Below are 15,666 nucleotides of genomic sequence, written 5' to 3'. Positions count from 1 at the left end.
TTTAGGAAAGTCTTAATTCTGCTTAGCTTATTACCGTAGCGCATAACGAATTATTTATGGTTATTAGTGGAGACAGCGTTACTGTTAAGCAGGCAATCCTGTATTGTAAAAATAACAATCTATTAACAATAAAAAGGGGTAGAGCGTGCCGGAAATCAATAGCTGGGGTCAAACCGTTAACGATCCTGTTCCCGGCTGGCAAGGGGCCAGCGTATTAGAGCGTGGCGTGCTGGAAGGGCGGTTTTGTCGTCTTGAGCCGCTGGATGCGGCACAACATGGGGTGGATCTGTTCGACGCCTACGCCATGGGCGATGACAGCGACTGGACCTGGCTTGCCAGTAATCAGCCTGCCAGCATAGAAGCCACCGTCGACTGGTTGCAGGGCAAAGTGCAGGATGAAGCGCTGGTGCCCTTTGCGGTGATCGATCGCCACAGCGAACGCGCCGTCGGGCTGGTCTGCTATATGGCGATTGAACAGCAGCTCGGCTCGGTGGAGATTGGTCATGTCACCTGGTCGCGGAAAATGAAAAACAGCCCGCTCGGCACCGAAGCAATATGGCTGCTGCTGAAGTATGGCTTTGAACGGGGCTACCGTCGGCTGGAGTGGAAATGCGATTCGATGAATATTGCCTCGCGTCGTGCCGCCGAGCGTCTGGGCTTTGTCTGGGAAGGGCGGCTGCGGCAGAAACTGGTGCGCAAAGGCCGCAACCGCGACAGCGATATGCTGTCGATAATCGACAGCGAATGGCCGGAACGGGACGCAGCCATTCGCGGCTGGCTGGCAGCGGATAATTTTGATGAGAATGGACGGCAAATCAGGCGGCTGGAGACGTTTCATATTCGCCCGGAAACGGCCTGATTCAACCGGCAATCTGAACGTATTCTGAAAAGGCTCTTTAGCTGTATTGCCCCGTCTGATTAATTGTCAGACGGGGCATTTTTATTTCTGCCTTTCTCTATCGGCCAGCCTAAGGTCAATTTTCCCTGCAATCTAAACGTTTTCTGAAAGATGCATTTGACTGGATAAATGCACAGGTAAATGGCGGTTTTTCAGCCCGGGAGGGAGTAGTATTGCGGCGGGTGCCTGATGCTTTCTGAGCGCAGGCAGGTGTGGTGAGCCAGAAAGCAAAAGCCCCGGAGATGTTTCCATCAACCGGGGCTACCATCACCAAACCTGAACAATTTGGATGGTAGCCCCTTCTTAGCAAGGAGGCAATGACATGCTTAACAAGTACGCCTTTGCGGTGATCCTGGTAATGGGGTTAACCGTGCTGGGGGTCACGTTTCTGGTTCGCGAGACATTGTGCGAGCTGAGCTTTAAGGAGCGTGACTGGGAAGTGAAAGCTGTTCTCGCTTACGAAACGAAGAAGTAGCGGTATGCGGGGAGTAATCCCCGCCTATCCGGTTGTCGGTTTGGTTCGGGCACCCGTTTTTTTGTTTCACGATGACTCCAGCCCGGTAGTTCGCTGGACTGCGACGTAGCCCGATACAACAGGTTTATCAATAGCTTACGCGCGTCCATCATATGCCGGTGCTTTCTGAAACTTGACCCGGTTCTCCCTCGCGCCGCTCCTATCTGGCTCCTGGAATCCGGGTCGTTCCAAGGAGTCATCATGGCAAAGATCAAGCTCACCAAGACCGCCGTAGAGTCGGCGCAACCCCAGGCGAAGGACATCGAACTACGGGATACCGTCGTGCCCGGCTTCCTTTGCAAGATTACCCCGACGGGACGCCGGGTGTTCATGCTCCAGTACCGCACGAACTCTGGCCAGCCCCGCAAGCCCTCGCTGGGACTCTACGGGGAGCTAACCGTCGAACAGGCGCGGGTCAAAGCGCAGGACTGGCTGGCCGAGGTTCGCCGGGGTGGTGATCCCGGCGGTGCCAAGGCCGAGGCGCGCAAGGCGCCCACGATGGCCGAGTTGTGCAAAAAGTTCATGGAGGACTACTCCAAGAAGCGCAACAAGGTCAGCACGCAGGACGGCTACCAGGGCGTCATCGACCGCAACATCATCCCGCTGCTGGGCCGCAAGAAGGTGCATGACGTGAAGCGGCCCGACATTGCGGGGCTCATGGAAAAGCTGGCCTACAAGCCGACCGAGGCCAACAAGACCTTCGGCGTGCTGCGCAAGATGTTCAACTTGGCCGAAGTCTGGGGCTTCCGCCCGGACGGTACGAATCCGTGCCGCCACGTCCCGATGTACCCGCCGGGCAAGGAAACCCGGCTCATCGTGGACGAGGAAATGGTGCGGATCTTCCGCCAGTTGGAGAAACTGGAGGCGGAGGGGCTGGAGAACTACGTCATCCCGTTGGCGATCCGGCTGCAATTCGAGTTTGCGGCGCGGCGCTCCGAAATCTGCCCGCTCGAATGGAGCTGGCTGGACTTCGAGAACCGGCGCGTGGTGTGGCCCGACAGCAAGGTTGGCGGCATTTCCAAGCCCATGAGCGAGGAAGCCTATCGGCTGCTTTCGACGGCGCCGCGTCTGGAAGGCTGCCCTTACGTCCTGCCGTCGCCGAACGACCCGGCCAAGCACCTGACCTTTGGCGAGCACTATGGCGGCTGGTGCCGGACGCTCAAGGCCGCCAGCGTGCCGCACGTAGGCACGCACGGCATCCGTCATCGCTCGACCACCGACATTGCCAATTCCGGTGTGCCGACCAAAGTGGGAATGAAGCTGACGGGCCACAAGACCGTGGCGATGTTCATGCACTACGTCCACACCGAGGACAAGCCGGTGCGCGAGGCGGCCGAGCTGGTGGCCAGCCGCCGCCAAGCCATCACGGGCGCGCGGCAGCTTGCGGAGGCGGTGGCATGAACGGGCGCCGGCCATCAGCAGCATCGCTCGCAGCGCCCGCGGCGCTGCTGGGCGACATTCGGGCACTGATCGAGGCGGCGCGCAAGCGCGCCGCCTCGACGGTGAATAGCGAGCTTACGATGCTCTACTGGCGCATCGGCCAACGCATCCACACGCAGGTCTTGGACAGGCGCCGGGGCGCCTACGGCAAGGAAGTTCTGCCCACCTTGGCTGCGCAGTTGGTGGAGGAGTACGGCAGCAGCTTTGCAGAGCAGAACTTGCGCCGCATGGTGCAGTTCGCCGCCACCTTCCCCGACGAGCGAATTCTCGTATCACTGATACGAGAATTGAGCTGGACGCACTTCATCGCCCTGATGCCGCTGAAAGTCCCGCTCCAGCGGGACTACTACGCACAGATGGCCAGCACCCAACGCTGGAGCGTGCGGACGCTGCGCGAGCGTATCGACTCGATGCTGTACGAGCGCACGGCGCTTTCCCAAAAGCCGGAAGAAACCATAGCGCAGGAGTTGGCGACCCTGCGCGATGCGCAGCGCATGTCGCCGGCCCTGGTCATGCGCGACCCGTACATCCTCGACTTCCTGGGCCTGCGGGACACTTGGCAGGAAGGCGACTTGGAAGCGGCGATCATCCGTGAAATGGAGTCCTTCCTGCTGGAGCTGGGCGCGGGCTTCTCATTCGTCGCCCGGCAGAAGCGCATTCCGATCGACGACGAGGATTTCCACCTTGACCTTCTGTTCTACAACCGCAAGCTGCGGCGGCTGGTTGCGGTGGAGTTGAAGGTAGGTGACTTCAAGGCGGCCTACAAAGGGCAGATGGAGCTTTACCTTCGGTGGCTAGACAAGCACGAACGGGAGCCGGAGGAAGCCTCGCCGCTCGGGATCATCCTTTGCACCGGCAAGAAGCGCGAGCAGATCGAATTGCTGGAGCTGGACAAGTCCGGCATCCACGTTGCCGAGTATCTGACCGCCTTGCCGCCGAGGGGCGTGCTGGTGGAGCGGCTGCAACAGGCAACGCAACGGGCGCAGTTGCAAATCGAGCAGCGCAAGACGGACAACGAGTAGTCCTGTCCCAAGCAGTCGGGCGTCCCGGCGTGCCGCCGTCGCGCTGTCGTGCTGCGCATCGAGCTTCGCTGCGCGAGTCTCGCCCCTGTCGGGCTTCCATCACTGACGCCTCCGTCCCGGCTCGTTGATCCGGGCCTGCGCGCTCCGCTTGCCAAAAATCGACTCTGTGCAGTGGGCGGGTGTGGGCGGTCTTGCTGTTCCCTTCACCGTATCACGGCGTTCTCGCCGTCAAGGGCGGCGCGCGCCATGCGCGCTTGCGTCCTGGCGGCCGTCTGCGACCCCTGACTGCTTGCGCTGCGCCGTGCTGCCGCCGGTTCCGGGCAATTCCGCCCGAGCAACCGGAGCACGATCATGTCGCAACTGTCCTTTCCCTCGTTCGATTCCTGTCTGCTGGTGCGCGACGCGCACGGGCGCTATCTACCGGCATCGGCCGACGACATTCTGGAAGCTGCGCGCCAGGTCATTGACCGGAAAATGCAGCGCGGAGCAGAGTTCACTTCGCCGGCGGCGGTCAAGGAATACTTGCGTACAAAGTTGGCCAGCTTCGAGCATGAGGTGTTCGTAGTGCTGTTCATGGATACGCGCCATCGTCTGATCGAATACAGGGAGATGTTCCACGGCACTATTGACGGTGCGTCGGTGTATCCGCGCGAAGTGGTCAAGGAGGCGCTGCGGCTCAATGCGGCGGCGGTCGTCGTTTCGCACAACCATCCGAGCGGAAACCCCGAGCCGAGCGCGGCTGACCGGGCGCTGACCCAGCGGCTCAAGGAAGCGTTGGGTCTGGTGGACGTGCGCGTGCTCGATCACATCATCGTTGCGGGCAACGAAACGGCATCGTTCGCCGAGCATGGGCTGATCTAGCCCAAGGGGCTTCGGCCCCTTTTTGCTGCGCCTGGTGGCATAGCTATGGCCCTCGCGGCCTGATGCTCAGGCCGTCGCAACCTGAATCATCTCGTCGTAATGTTTCTTGTCCACCTCTTCCAGCCACTGGAAGATGTTCCCGATGACGCTGTGGCTTTCGCCTGCCAAGTTTTCTGCGGATTCCTCTGTTATCTCAATAACGTCGCTATGTGAATACTTATTGATAAAGCGGTAGATTTTTTCTTTAAGCTCTGGTGTCGTGATGGTGCAATCTTTTAGGCCAGCCTCCATCAATTGACTAATGTCGCTTCGCCGCCTTGGATATTTGAAGGTAAAAAACGATTCAACAAGCTTTCGGGCGAGGTTGGCGGTCAAGAACGCCTCATCTCGATTGAGTGTCGTGTGCGCCCTATATTCGTAAAGCTTCTTGAAGATATAGTGGTACTCGGAACCGTAGTTCTTGAGTGAGTCGTCGGCATCCACAAGTAGGGAGTGACGAGGGGAGCCAGGTGGCGCATCCAGGCGATAAAAGAAGCAATTCTCGGCGTTGCCTTTTTTGACTCGATTCCTATTGGTGCCAGTGAACCAGTCTCTCACTAGCTTAAAGTAAGTGAAGTTGTGAGTCAGCACAAAAAGTTGCTTGGCTTCAGTGCATTGCGTTCTCAAAAACGAGTAGGCGTGAAACAAGTGATTAGAATCAAAGCTTGAGACCGGATCGTCAACGACGACGATCGTATCCTTGATGTTATTTCCATTTTCTTTGAGCTTCGTGATGAAATAGACAAATGCAATCGCAGTCTTCTCACCTTCGCTCAAATTCCCATCGTGCTCACCAACCCCGTTTCTGATGATCTCATAGCCTTTCTTCTTCTGATTGAAGTTCAGGCAAAGCTCAGAGCGGCCAATGAAGCGATGCAGGATGTCATTGAACTCCTTTGCCCCGACCGTTTCATTCGAGAGCGCCGCTTCTATGGCTCCGACCTCTAGACTAATTTTTTCAATTTCCTTATGGTCGTTCTTTGCTTCTGACTCAAGGTCATTGCACTTCTTCTCACTTCCAGCATAGTCAAACTCTTGCACCTCAGCCGCAGCAAAGTGAAGCTCCAGTGCCACCTTGCTTTTTGAGGTCTCAGATTTGAAATTTGAAGTCTTATTGTTGTGCTTTCCAACGAGAGCAACAATCGACTTCAGGATGTCATTGAAATTGGTGACATCGTCTTCAACCACATCCGAGATCTGAATGTCTGTCTTCCCAGGGTCTGTGATCTTGGCCTTCAGGGCTTCCCGCCAGGCGTCCATTTGCTGGTCGATCTTTTCAGCAGCAGTTGCGTAGTCCTTTTGAAGCTTTTCTGCCTCGGCCGATAGTTCTTTATAAAACTCGGTCGATGCGGGAAACTGATTAGCTGGAGCGCCTTGAGATTCAATCCATGTCGCCGCATTCTGAAGTCGGCTCTGAAACTCCGTGAACTCCTTGCTGAAGTGGGCAGCAAGCGCCTCGGCACGAAGCTGGGCGAACGGAGAGCCGCAGAACTCGCAGGATTGCGAGTCGTGGTTTTTATGGATTTCCAAGCCTGCTTGAACCCATTCGCGGATGTCCGGGTTATCGGTAAGCCGCTGGATTGCTTGATTGACCGCCGTAGTCCCAATCAAATCTCTGATGCGGCCCGCCGCTTTCTTAAAGTAGTCCGGCTCAATGGCCGTTGAGGCGAAAGCAATGCTTGGAAGCTGATCTGGCTTGGCGGCATTCGTAAGGTCGATAACCCTCTCATCTGGAAGAACCGACTCCGCCTTGATAATTGTCTCGCCGTTATTCTGTATGAAGTTGGAGAGCTTGCGGCGGTCGTAATTCAAGTAATAACTGTCGCTCGTATCAATCGCCTGAAGTCCAAGCTTCATTTTCTTGGCAGCATTGGTCAGGAACTTCTCTAATGCCTCACGCTGCTTCTTGATATCGCTTTGCTTGTCGTCGTGAGCCTTCTTTTTCGACTGAAGCTCGCTCTTCAGCTTCTCCAGCTTCTGCAAGTCATCAATCTTCTCTTTCGCAATAAGAAGGATGCTCTTTACGGATTTGTCCCAATCAATGTTCTCATGCACGAAGCGTTGATTGAAAACATGAATATTCAATTGGGATGAGTGGAGTGTGGATTCCGTGATCGTTGAGCCATCCTCCAGAACTACTGAAAATTGGCCCGTGCTGAAGCGGGGAACCATCGAGCGAAGCTCAAAGCAAGAGAATAGATTCGATAACGTTGACTTGCCTGTTCCATTCCAACCATAGACCAGGTTGTACCGGCCGAACTTTTGGATCTTCGTTCCATTGAAGTCGCTGAAGATTCCGAACTGTTTGAGGCGGTTGATGCAGACAATCATCTCTAGATCTCCGTGTTCTTGCTTTCCCATCATTAGCTTGCGAAACAAATGGTAAACGAAGAGTCCTCTTGCGTCTCCGCTTCGCGGATCGCGCTGCTCCAGGTTCGCTAGTCGCTCATCCCTGGCGGGACTGGCTTCGCCAGCCTTCCGCATCGCTGACGCCTACGGCCCGGCTTCCAGCTTCGGGCCTGCGCGCTTCGCTTGCGTGCGGTCAGCACAAAGGGATGGCCGTTGCCTTGTCCAGCCGTCTCCCCTGACTTCATCACCTTACCCGCGACCGTAGCCCGCGCCCGTGTGCCGTCAAGGCGCGCAGGGCCGTGTCCTCGGCTGCGCCTGCGGGCCGCACCCACCCTGCGCTTGGCTCCTTGACGGCCCCCGTCCGCGCGCTCCTTTGGCCGCGGGCGATGAACTCAGGAAAGACGGTGGCAACAGGGCCAACCGGGTTCCTCGTGCCGACCGCACCAAACAGCCGAAAGGCTGGGCTCCGAATCTAGAAATCCGGTGTGCGGTGTGAACAGCAAACCTCTTTTGTCAGGAGAAAGACCATGCAACTCGCATCCCGTTTCGCTTTCCGCTCCCCCTCGCTGCGCAGCGATTACCCGCTGTCCGACGACCAGATTCACCGCGTGGCCCCGTCCATCTTCGCGGATGCCCCGCACGAGAGCCGTTCGCAGCGGTACGCCTATATCCCCACCGCCGCCGTGCTGACCGAGCTTCGCAAAGAAGGCTTCCAGCCTTTCATGGTGACGCAAACCCGCGTGCGCGACGAAGGCAAGCGCGAGCACACCAAACACATGATTCGCTTGCGCCATGCCAGCCAGATCAACGGCGCGGAGGCCAACGAAATCGTGCTGCTGAACTCGCACGACGGCACCAGCAGCTATCAGATGCTGGCCGGAATGTTCCGGTTCGTGTGCAGCAATGGCCTTGTTTGCGGCAACACCGTGGCCGATGTGCGAGTGCCCCATAAAGGCGACGTGGCCGGTCTGGTCATTGAGGGCGCTTACGAAGTCTTGAGCGGTTTCGATCGGGTGAAGGAATCGCGCGATGCCATGCGCGGCATCACCTTGGACGATGGCGAATCCGAAGTGTTCGCCCGCGCCGCGCTCGCCCTCAAGTACGACGACCCCGACAAGCCCGCGCCCATCACGGAATCGCAAATCCTGATGCCGCGCCGCTTCGACGACCGCCGCCCCGACCTGTGGAGCGTGTTCAACCGCACCCAAGAAAACCTGACCCAAGGCGGGCTGCGTGGCCGCAGCGCCAACGGGCGCCGACAGCAAACCCGCCCGGTGCAGGGCATCGACCAAAACATCCGACTGAATCGCGCCCTCTGGCTGCTGGCCGATGGCATGCGCCAGTTGAAAGCCTGAATCCCCACGCGGCAGGGGCAGGCAGCAGCCCTTGTCGCTTTCTTCGCTGCTGCATTCCTGAACCGATAGGAGTTATCACCATGAACGCCGTTACCCAAACCGAAGCCCGCGCCATCAACACCGCCGCCGCTATCCCGCTGGAAGCCGCTGACCCGACCAAGAACCTGATTCTGGTTCCGCTGTCGCGGCTGGTGTCGCGCCCCACTGGCCGCAACGTGCGCAAGACCCCGCGCATGTCCATTCCCGAACTCGCCGCCAGCATCCAGCGTGTCGGCCTGCTGCAAAACCTCATCGTGATTGCCGCCGCCGACGGCGAGCATTACGAAGTCGTGGCCGGTGGCCGTCGCCTCGCAGCGTTGAAGCTGCTGGCGAAGAAGCACCGCATCAGCAAGGAATGGGAGGTGCCTTGCCTGCAGGTGGCCGATGGCACCGCACGCACGGCCAGCCTGACCGAGAACGTGCAGCGCGAAGCCATGCACCCCGCCGACCAGTTCGAGGCGTTCGCCGCGCTGGTGGCCGAAGGCCGCAGCATCGAGGATATCGCAGCGGATTTTTCCGTCACGCCGCTGGTGGTGCAGCGCCGCTTGAAACTCGCCAACGTCTCGCCGCGCCTGCTGGCCGACTATCGCGCCGAGGCCGTGAGCCTTGACCAGTTGATGGCCCTTGCCATCACCGACGACCACGCCGCGCAGGAAGCCGCGTTCTACGATGCGCCGACATGGCAGCGCAGCCCGCACAACCTGCGCGACCGTCTGACCGAACGCGAAATCGACGCCTACCGGCATCCGCTGGTGCGCTTTGTCGGGCTGGACGGCTACGAGCAGGAAGGCGGTGGCATCCGCCGCGACCTGTTCGCGGAGGGCGACAAAGGCGTGTATCTGACCGATGCCGCACTGCTGGAACGGCTGGCGCAGGACAAGCTGGCAGGTATCGCCGCCAAGGTGCAGGCCGAGGGCTGGGCGTGGGTGGATGCCACGCCGGGCATGACCCATGCCGATCTGCAAGCCTTCCAGCGTGCGCCAAGGGAACGCCGCAGTCCGAACAAGCGCGACGCGCAGCGCATCGAGAAGCTGCAAACCAAGCTGCACGAACTGGCCGAAGCCGTGGATGCCGCGCTGGACGACGAAGACGAAGAAAAGGCCGATGCCTTGCAGGAAGAAGGCGAACGCCTGGGCGAGCAGTTGCAGGCGCTGGAAGAAGGCTTGCTGGACTATGCGGCCAATGTGAAGGCCGCAGCCGGTGCCATCGTCACCATCGACCGCGACGGGCAGGCCGCGATTCATCGCGGGCTGCTGCGCGAAGCCGAAGCCAAGGCGCTGCGCACGCTGGAACGACTGCGGCAGGGTTTCGGCAGCGAAGGCGAAGCCGCAAACGAGGACGAAGGCGAGGACGACGAGCAGCCCAAGACCGCCACCATGTCCGACCGACTGGCGCAGCGGTTGAGCGCGCACCGTACCGCCGCGCTGCAAATCGAAGTGGCCCGGCATCCGCAAGCCGCGCTGGCCGCCGTGGTGCATGGCATGGTGCAGACCGTCTTGCAGGAAAGCCACTACGGCCACGACCTGCCGCTGGGCGTGCGCCTCACGGTGCAAGACCGGCTGGAAGGCATGGCCCCGGACTGGCCGGAATCACCCGCCGCCGTGGCGCTGCGCGAACTGCAACAGGTGGCAGGCGAAACCTTGCCGGAGGACAGCGCCGAACTGTTCGCCGCGCTGCTGGCGAAATCACAGGATGAACTGGTGCGGCTGCTGGCCGTGTGCTTAGCTTCCACGGTGGACGTGGTGACGCCTCGCGCCACGCCGCACCAGCCCGGCGCGGAACTGGCGCAGGCCGTGGGGCTGGATATGGCCGCGTGGTGGCAGCCCACCAATGAGGGTTACTTCCGGCATGTGCCGAAGGCCGCGATTCTGGAAGCCGTTGGCGGGTTCGCGCCCTCGCACGTCACCCGACTGGCGAAGTTGAAGAAGGGCGACATTGCCAGCGAAGCCGAACGGCTCGCCGCTGGCACCGGCTGGATGCCCGCCATCTTCCGCACCGAAGGCCCGCAGCAGGCCGGGCAGGACGCGCCGGCGGATGGCGAAGCCGAAGCACAGGAAGAAGCGGCCGCCGTGGCGGATGTCCAGCCGCAGGCCGAGGCTTTGGCCGCGTGACTTCGCACCGTAGATAGCGCCCCGGTTCCGGCCGGGGCGCTTCATATTGAGGATGCCTGCCATGACCCACCAACCCGCAAACCGCCCCCGTATGGCTGCGACCTATGCCTCCGGCACGGTGCGCGCCCGCCGCTGGCACGGCGACGGCGACGTGCGCGGCTACCGTCCGCCGCGTGGCTGGACGGCCCGCGCCGACCTGACCGATCTGCATCCCCTCACGGGCCGCGCCTTGCCGCGCGCCGTGTGGTGGATCATCGAAACCAAGAAATAACGAGCCGCACCGGCCCCAAGCCGTGCCGCCTTGGGGCCGGTGGTCGAAAACTCCGGGCGCGGCGGTGGCCGCGCCCGGTTTCACTGCTAAAAAAAAGCCCCATCGCCGCCTTCGGTCGGCGGCGATGGGGCCACGCACAAGGGCGCTCGTGCGCGAAATCCACGAAGCCAGCAAGTGTGGCGGCGCATCGCGCCGCCAACGATTCGACCGAGCCCCGCCGCAATGGGCGGGGCTGGTGTGGCTACGCCCCGGCTTGCTGCGGCAGGTTGCACGAAAGCGTGCCGTCCCCGACGCTGGCGGTTCGTTGTCTGTACGTCACGAAAGACGGTTCACCGACACGCCGCCCAGCCTCGCTTCTATGGAGCTTCCACACCACGCCTCAGTATGTGGCCGTGAGCTGCGGCAGGGGCGCTCTGGCCTTGTCGTCGGGGCATTGACCTGGCCCGCGTCAGGGCGCAAGCCGGTGCAGCCGTCACGCGGGGATGCCGAGTTGGCCACGTCTCCATTCGGGAGCGGGCGGCCTGTGCGTCCTTGTCTTGTTGTGAATCCTGGCGGTGGCGCGGCTGCGCCTTGGGCTTCATGGCCGCAACCTTGCAGCGAAAACAATTTCCCCTGCGCTGCGCGCATTCCTCGCGGGACAAATTCTTTTCGCTTCCAGGTTCTCCACGTTGTTGCGACCGCTGCGCGGTGCGACCAGCCCATCCCCCGCCGGCCGGATCACAACAAGGACGCACTGGCGCGACCTTGTTCAACCCGAAAGGAGAAACATCATGGCTAACATCGGCACCTTCACCGCAGAGAAAGACGGCTTCACCGGCACGCTTCGCACCCTGACGCTCAACGTCAAGGTCAAGCTGGTTCCCAACGACAAGGGCGACACCGAGAACGCCCCCGACTTCCACCTGCAAGCGGCTGGCCACGAAGTCGGCGCAGCGTGGAAGAAGACCAGCGAGGCCGGGCGGGAATACCTGTCCGTATCCATCGACGACCCTTCGTTCCCGGCGACGGTCTATGCCCGCCTGATCGAGAACGAGGACGGCACGCACGACCTGATCTGGTCGCGCAACAAGCCGAAGGCGGCCTGACAGCCGCTTACCGCGTCCCGCCCACTGCGGCGGGGCGCGATGCTGCTGATCGCAGCACCGCACGCGCAGGATTTCTGCTGCTGCCGCGTGCTGGATACGCCCGTCACCGCGGGCCTGCATGCGTGCCTTGTGGCTCGCAATCCGTGTCAACGAGCGGTGTGTGGCGTGTCGGCGCTGTAAGCGCCGCCGGGCTTTCGGGCTTCGCCCCGTGCCGGCAAGCCGTCACGGCCATCCGGCTTCAATCCCTCACGCCTTCGCGCCTGCGGCGCTGCGCGCTCCGCTTGCTGCAATTCAGTACCACACGCCAACGCGCTACGGCGTGTCGGGCTCTTCCAATATCGCCCTGAGTTCCTGGCGCACCTGTGCCAGCAATTCATCAGCTTCGCGGGTGCTGTCACCGGCATAAGCCAATGTGAGCAGCGTGAGCGGATGCACTTCCATGACCTCGCACAGATCGGCCAGCTTCTGGATGGTTGGGCTTTTCAGGTCGCGCTCCAGCGTGCTCATGTAGGTGCGACTGGACACGTTGGAGAACGCTTCCTGGCTCAAACCACGCGCCTTCCTTACCGTCCGAATCGCCGCTGCCAATGAGTTCTTCGCTGCCACCTATGGTTTCCCCAAAAAACCAAGATGACAGCCCATTGCGCCCTATAGGACTACAATCTATAGTGTTCATTTGGTGGTGATGTTTTCCTTTTCCGTGCTTTTACGGAGATCCGCATCTGCGGATTTCCTCAGACCCAGGGAACCGCGTCCGTGTCTTTCCTGACTTCCACCAATACGCCTTCGTGCCTCTCCGCTTTTGCGGCTTCGTGCGCTTGCGCATACGTGCATCCGTCCGCAGGCACAGATGCGCCTCGGCGATTGCGTGTGTTCGTGGAAGGGGCGCGGCCTTGACCACGCTTGTCACCGAGGAAGACCGGGTGCACCTACTGGCCCACGGCCTCACCCGCGCCGCAGGCCAGGAATGTGACCCGCTGCCCGTGGTGCGCCTGTTCACACCGGACGCACATGCGACCTGGCTATTGGCCGCGCTCGATCCGACCGATGGCGATACGGCCTACGGCCTGATCGACCTCGGGATCGGGATGCCTGCCCTGGCGACGGTGAAGCTGTCCGATCTGGCGTCCATCGTCGGGCCGCTCAAGCAGCCCGTGATACGAGATCGGTACTTCCAGCCGACGCGGCCGCTGTCGGAATACGTTCGACTGGCTCAGGAAAACGGTTCGATCACCGATTGACGCATTCCAGCGCGACCAGGCAAAAAGTATCGCATTGTGACTATTTCGGTCTTAGCCAAGACCTGGCAAGTCTTGATCCGCATGCTTGCACCAGGGTGGTGCGCTCCTGACCAAAACAGTCATGATGCCAGGCGCGAGATTCGGCACGGTGTTCAATGCTGCACCCCATTTCCGGGCGGTGCAGTCGTCGCATTTAGACGATTTCGGCAATGCACTGGAGCGAATCTGTCTTGACACCAGCAGTTAAAGCGTAACCCGAGTTTGATGACCACTTGATGGCGATTCGATAGCTCCCGCACAGCGGAATTGTGGCGACGTTCCCAGAAACAGGGAGGTTTCGCCATGACTGACCGCAGCAGCCAACACTGGTATCCCACGGCCGCGTATCTCTACACGCTGCACCTCGATGGCCCAGCGCTGGCTTGGGAGTATTTGCGCAGGAATGCAAGCTACCGGCGCGACTGGCTACGCCGGCGTCGCAAGCCAGATGCGGCGCAGGCCTGGGGCCTGCGCCTGCTGGAAGATCCCGGCCTGGATGCGCGCGATGCACATCCTGCTTGGTTCCCCGATCACGACGGCGTGGTGCAGCTATACCCCGACGCCGACCCACCACCCGATGCGCATACCTTCGAGTTCTGGCGCATTCCTGGGCGCAAGCAACTGACCCACGACGGCAAGCGCCTGGTGCTTGTATCGCATTGGCCAGGCTGCTGCGTTCGGCTCGCACTCGCACCCGACCTAGAAGATGGCTCGGCCTATCTCTACGCCACACGCGCCTGCGCCACGCCCTGTGCGCGCTACCGCACGCTCGCTGCGAAGCTGGATGCGCTATCTGCCGCAACCGTGGCCGCGCCTGTGGCAACAGCCCGCTCTCGCCCCACGCCCGCCGCGCTGCTGGAACTGCATACCTTGCAAGCGCTCGACGCGACCCTCGCGGGAGCCTCTTTGCGCGAAGTGGCCGAAGGTCTGTTCGGCGCGGATGCCGTCGCGGCCGACTGGCACAAAGACAGTGCATTGCGTGCCCGCGTGCGGCGGCTGGTACGCCGCGGCGATGAGCTGATGCACGGCGGCTACCGCCGACTAGCGCAGCTTCCAATGTTCCCGTCGCATTAGGGGGGACGTTTCTCGACCCGTGCGAATCGTCCCTTAGCAAGAAGCCTTGCTTTCTTGAGAGTGCCTCTATCCGGCCGCGTGGTGTGGCCGGGCTTGATGGAGGTACATCCCATGCGACCTGCTCCCTCGCGGCCTGCCGCCGCTGCCGTCACTGCGACCTCGCAGCCTCAACGCTACCTGACAAACGACGAAGCCGCCGACTACCTGCGGCTGTCGCCGCGCACGCTGGAGAAGCAGCGGGTGATCGGCGGCGGCCCCAAGTTCCGCAAGTTCGGCCGCCGCGTCATGTACGCGGTGTCCGACCTCGATGCCTGGGCCGACCAGCGCAGCTACGAGGCCACGTCCGATCCCGAATACGCCGAGCGCCACGCGGGCGACTACCGTGATGGCCGCTGATCGTCGGCGCGTGGGTGGCCTTCGCCATGTCCAGCCCGCCAGGGCAAGCCTTGCCGCAGCGCGAACAGCTCGATCTGTTCCGAGCGCTGCCGGGCGACATGGCGCCACGCGATTCCCAGGACTTGATGGCCTTTCCGTTCTTCTCGCTTGCCAAGTCGCGGCGCACGGCGCCGATCGACTTCCGCAGCGGGAACGTCACCATTCGCGTGGAAGGCACGCAGGAGCACGGCATCGCAACGATATGGGATGCCGACGTGCTGATATGGGCCGCCTCGCAGATCGTGGAGGCGCGCGACGCGGGCCTGCGCCCGTCGCGCTGGATACGCGCCACGCCTTACGAGATTTTGCGCTTCATCGGGCGCGGCACGTCCCTCAACGACTACCAGCGCCTGAAGGCCGCCCTCGACCGGCTGCAATCGACCACGGTGGCCACGTCCATCCGCGAAACCACGGGAAGGCGCTTGCATCGCTTCTCGTGGATCAACGAGTGGAAGGAACTCGCCGACGCCAGCGGCACCCCGCTGGGCATCGAGCTGATCTTGCCGGACTGGTTCTATGCCGGCGTGCTCGACGCCGCCCTGGTGCTGACCATCGACCCGGCCTATTTCCGCTTGAAAGGCGGTATCGAACGCTGGCTGTACCGCCTGGTGCGCAAGCATGGCGGGCGGCAGGAGCACGGCTGGCAATTCGACTTCCGACACCTGTACCGCAAATCCGGCAGCGCGGCCCGCTTCTCGGACTTCGCCTACGACGTGCGCGCCCTGGTGGCGCGGCAGTCGTTGCCCGGCTACGTCCTCGGCATCGAGCGGATGCCGGACGACAACACCGAGCTGCTGACCTTCCGGCCCGTGCCGCACGCGGCACGGGGATAACTGCGGGAGAACCTGTGGACGGCCTCGTGCTATCAGGAGTACCGGGTATCGTGCTATCAG

15 protein-coding genes are annotated in these 15,666 nt (G+C 61.3%); 13 read left to right on the top strand and 2 right to left on the bottom strand.

Annotated elements, in window-relative coordinates; all coding sequences use genetic code 11:
• Window positions 1–145: 145 nt before the first annotated feature.
• The 5 genes from C3F35_RS05995 to radC all read left to right on the top strand — a co-directional run bounded on the left by C3F35_RS05995 (window position 146) and on the right by radC (window position 4,735).
• A complete protein-coding gene (locus C3F35_RS05995) occupies window positions 146–859 on the top strand; it encodes a GNAT family N-acetyltransferase (protein WP_103791878.1) in 714 nt (237 codons plus the stop codon).
• 361 nt (window positions 860–1,220) lie between these two features.
• On the top strand, window positions 1,221–1,373 hold the full coding sequence (locus tag C3F35_RS05985) for a Hok/Gef family protein (RefSeq protein ID WP_103791879.1): 153 nt from the start codon (window positions 1,221–1,223) through the stop codon (window positions 1,371–1,373).
• Between the two features lie 240 nt (window positions 1,374–1,613).
• Window positions 1,614–2,813: a tyrosine-type recombinase/integrase gene (locus C3F35_RS05980; RefSeq protein ID WP_014603550.1), complete on the top strand. Its 1,200-nt coding sequence runs from the start codon at window positions 1,614–1,616 to the stop codon at window positions 2,811–2,813.
• A complete protein-coding gene (locus tag C3F35_RS05975) occupies window positions 2,810–3,874 on the top strand; it encodes a PDDEXK nuclease domain-containing protein (RefSeq protein ID WP_103791880.1) in 1,065 nt (354 codons plus the stop codon). Before C3F35_RS05980 ends, C3F35_RS05975 begins: the two co-directional genes overlap by 4 nt.
• A 351-nt stretch (window positions 3,875–4,225) precedes the next feature.
• A complete protein-coding gene (gene radC / locus C3F35_RS05970) occupies window positions 4,226–4,735 on the top strand; it encodes a RadC family protein (protein WP_016487841.1) in 510 nt (169 codons plus the stop codon).
• A gap of 66 nt (window positions 4,736–4,801) precedes the next feature.
• Here the strand turns inward: radC and C3F35_RS05965 are convergent, their stop codons facing one another.
• A complete protein-coding gene (locus tag C3F35_RS05965; protein WP_016487840.1) occupies window positions 4,802–7,258 on the bottom strand; it encodes an ATP-binding protein in 2,457 nt (818 codons plus the stop codon).
• A gap of 392 nt (window positions 7,259–7,650) precedes the next feature.
• Here C3F35_RS05965 and C3F35_RS05960 point away from each other — a divergent pair, with 392 nt between their 5' ends.
• The 4 genes from C3F35_RS05960 to C3F35_RS05935 all read left to right on the top strand — a co-directional run bounded on the left by C3F35_RS05960 (window position 7,651) and on the right by C3F35_RS05935 (window position 11,984).
• Window positions 7,651–8,478 (top strand): DUF932 domain-containing protein, encoded by an 828-nt coding sequence (locus tag C3F35_RS05960; protein WP_003092327.1) that lies wholly within the window; start codon window positions 7,651–7,653, stop codon window positions 8,476–8,478.
• An 80-nt stretch (window positions 8,479–8,558) separates the two neighbouring features.
• A complete protein-coding gene (locus tag C3F35_RS05955) occupies window positions 8,559–10,628 on the top strand; it encodes a ParB/RepB/Spo0J family partition protein (protein ID WP_006379606.1) in 2,070 nt (689 codons plus the stop codon).
• Between the two features lie 61 nt (window positions 10,629–10,689).
• Window positions 10,690–10,899 carry a hypothetical protein gene (locus C3F35_RS05950; RefSeq protein WP_016487839.1) on the top strand — a complete coding sequence of 70 codons (210 nt, stop codon included), beginning with the start codon at window positions 10,690–10,692 and terminating at the stop codon, window positions 10,897–10,899.
• Window positions 10,900–11,669: 770 nt separating this feature from the next.
• Window positions 11,670–11,984 (top strand): DUF736 domain-containing protein, encoded by a 315-nt coding sequence (locus tag C3F35_RS05935; RefSeq protein WP_001273857.1) that lies wholly within the window; start codon window positions 11,670–11,672, stop codon window positions 11,982–11,984.
• A 312-nt stretch (window positions 11,985–12,296) separates the two neighbouring features.
• On the opposite strand, the gene C3F35_RS05930 is transcribed toward C3F35_RS05935, so the two are convergent.
• On the bottom strand, window positions 12,297–12,590 hold the full coding sequence (locus C3F35_RS05930; RefSeq protein WP_006379425.1) for a helix-turn-helix domain-containing protein: 294 nt from the start codon (window positions 12,588–12,590) through the stop codon (window positions 12,297–12,299).
• Window positions 12,591–12,877: 287 nt separating this feature from the next.
• Here C3F35_RS05930 and C3F35_RS05925 point away from each other — a divergent pair, with 287 nt between their 5' ends.
• The 4 genes from C3F35_RS05925 (at window position 12,878) to C3F35_RS05910 (ending at window position 15,606) form a co-directional block, all read left to right on the top strand.
• The gene (locus tag C3F35_RS05925) at window positions 12,878–13,225 is read left to right on the top strand and encodes a DUF2958 domain-containing protein (RefSeq protein WP_016487838.1); all 348 of its coding nucleotides are present in this window, start codon (window positions 12,878–12,880) and stop codon (window positions 13,223–13,225) included.
• A gap of 342 nt (window positions 13,226–13,567) precedes the next feature.
• On the top strand, window positions 13,568–14,338 hold the full coding sequence (locus C3F35_RS05920; protein ID WP_006379424.1) for a DUF2285 domain-containing protein: 771 nt from the start codon (window positions 13,568–13,570) through the stop codon (window positions 14,336–14,338).
• Window positions 14,339–14,449: 111 nt separating this feature from the next.
• Window positions 14,450–14,734, top strand: coding sequence for a helix-turn-helix transcriptional regulator (locus C3F35_RS05915; protein ID WP_001247107.1), 285 nt, complete (start codon window positions 14,450–14,452; stop codon window positions 14,732–14,734).
• A gap of 50 nt (window positions 14,735–14,784) precedes the next feature.
• A complete protein-coding gene (locus C3F35_RS05910; RefSeq protein ID WP_022580213.1) occupies window positions 14,785–15,606 on the top strand; it encodes a replication initiator protein A in 822 nt (273 codons plus the stop codon).
• Window positions 15,607–15,666 lie beyond the last annotated feature (60 nt).

The sequence above is a fragment of the Leclercia sp. LSNIH3 genome, from assembly GCF_002935105.1.
Lineage (GTDB): Bacteria > Pseudomonadota > Gammaproteobacteria > Enterobacterales > Enterobacteriaceae > Enterobacter > Enterobacter adecarboxylatus.
This window is presented reverse-complemented; position numbering and strand designations above follow the sequence as displayed.

Coding starts and splice junctions, on each gene's coding strand:
- C3F35_RS05985 (WP_103791879.1), top strand. CDS start 1,221: ATGCTTAACAAGTACGCCTTTGCGGTGATCCTGGTAATGGGGTTAACC.
- C3F35_RS05980 (WP_014603550.1), top strand. CDS start 1,614: ATGGCAAAGATCAAGCTCACCAAGACCGCCGTAGAGTCGGCGCAACCC.
- C3F35_RS05975 (WP_103791880.1), top strand. CDS start 2,810: ATGAACGGGCGCCGGCCATCAGCAGCATCGCTCGCAGCGCCCGCGGCG.
- radC (WP_016487841.1), top strand. CDS start 4,226: ATGTCGCAACTGTCCTTTCCCTCGTTCGATTCCTGTCTGCTGGTGCGC.
- C3F35_RS05965 (WP_016487840.1), bottom strand. CDS start 7,258: ATGCGGAAGGCTGGCGAAGCCAGTCCCGCCAGGGATGAGCGACTAGCG.
- C3F35_RS05960 (WP_003092327.1), top strand. CDS start 7,651: ATGCAACTCGCATCCCGTTTCGCTTTCCGCTCCCCCTCGCTGCGCAGC.
- C3F35_RS05955 (WP_006379606.1), top strand. CDS start 8,559: ATGAACGCCGTTACCCAAACCGAAGCCCGCGCCATCAACACCGCCGCC.
- C3F35_RS05950 (WP_016487839.1), top strand. CDS start 10,690: ATGACCCACCAACCCGCAAACCGCCCCCGTATGGCTGCGACCTATGCC.
- C3F35_RS05935 (WP_001273857.1), top strand. CDS start 11,670: ATGGCTAACATCGGCACCTTCACCGCAGAGAAAGACGGCTTCACCGGC.
- C3F35_RS05920 (WP_006379424.1), top strand. CDS start 13,568: ATGACTGACCGCAGCAGCCAACACTGGTATCCCACGGCCGCGTATCTC.
- C3F35_RS05915 (WP_001247107.1), top strand. CDS start 14,450: ATGCGACCTGCTCCCTCGCGGCCTGCCGCCGCTGCCGTCACTGCGACC.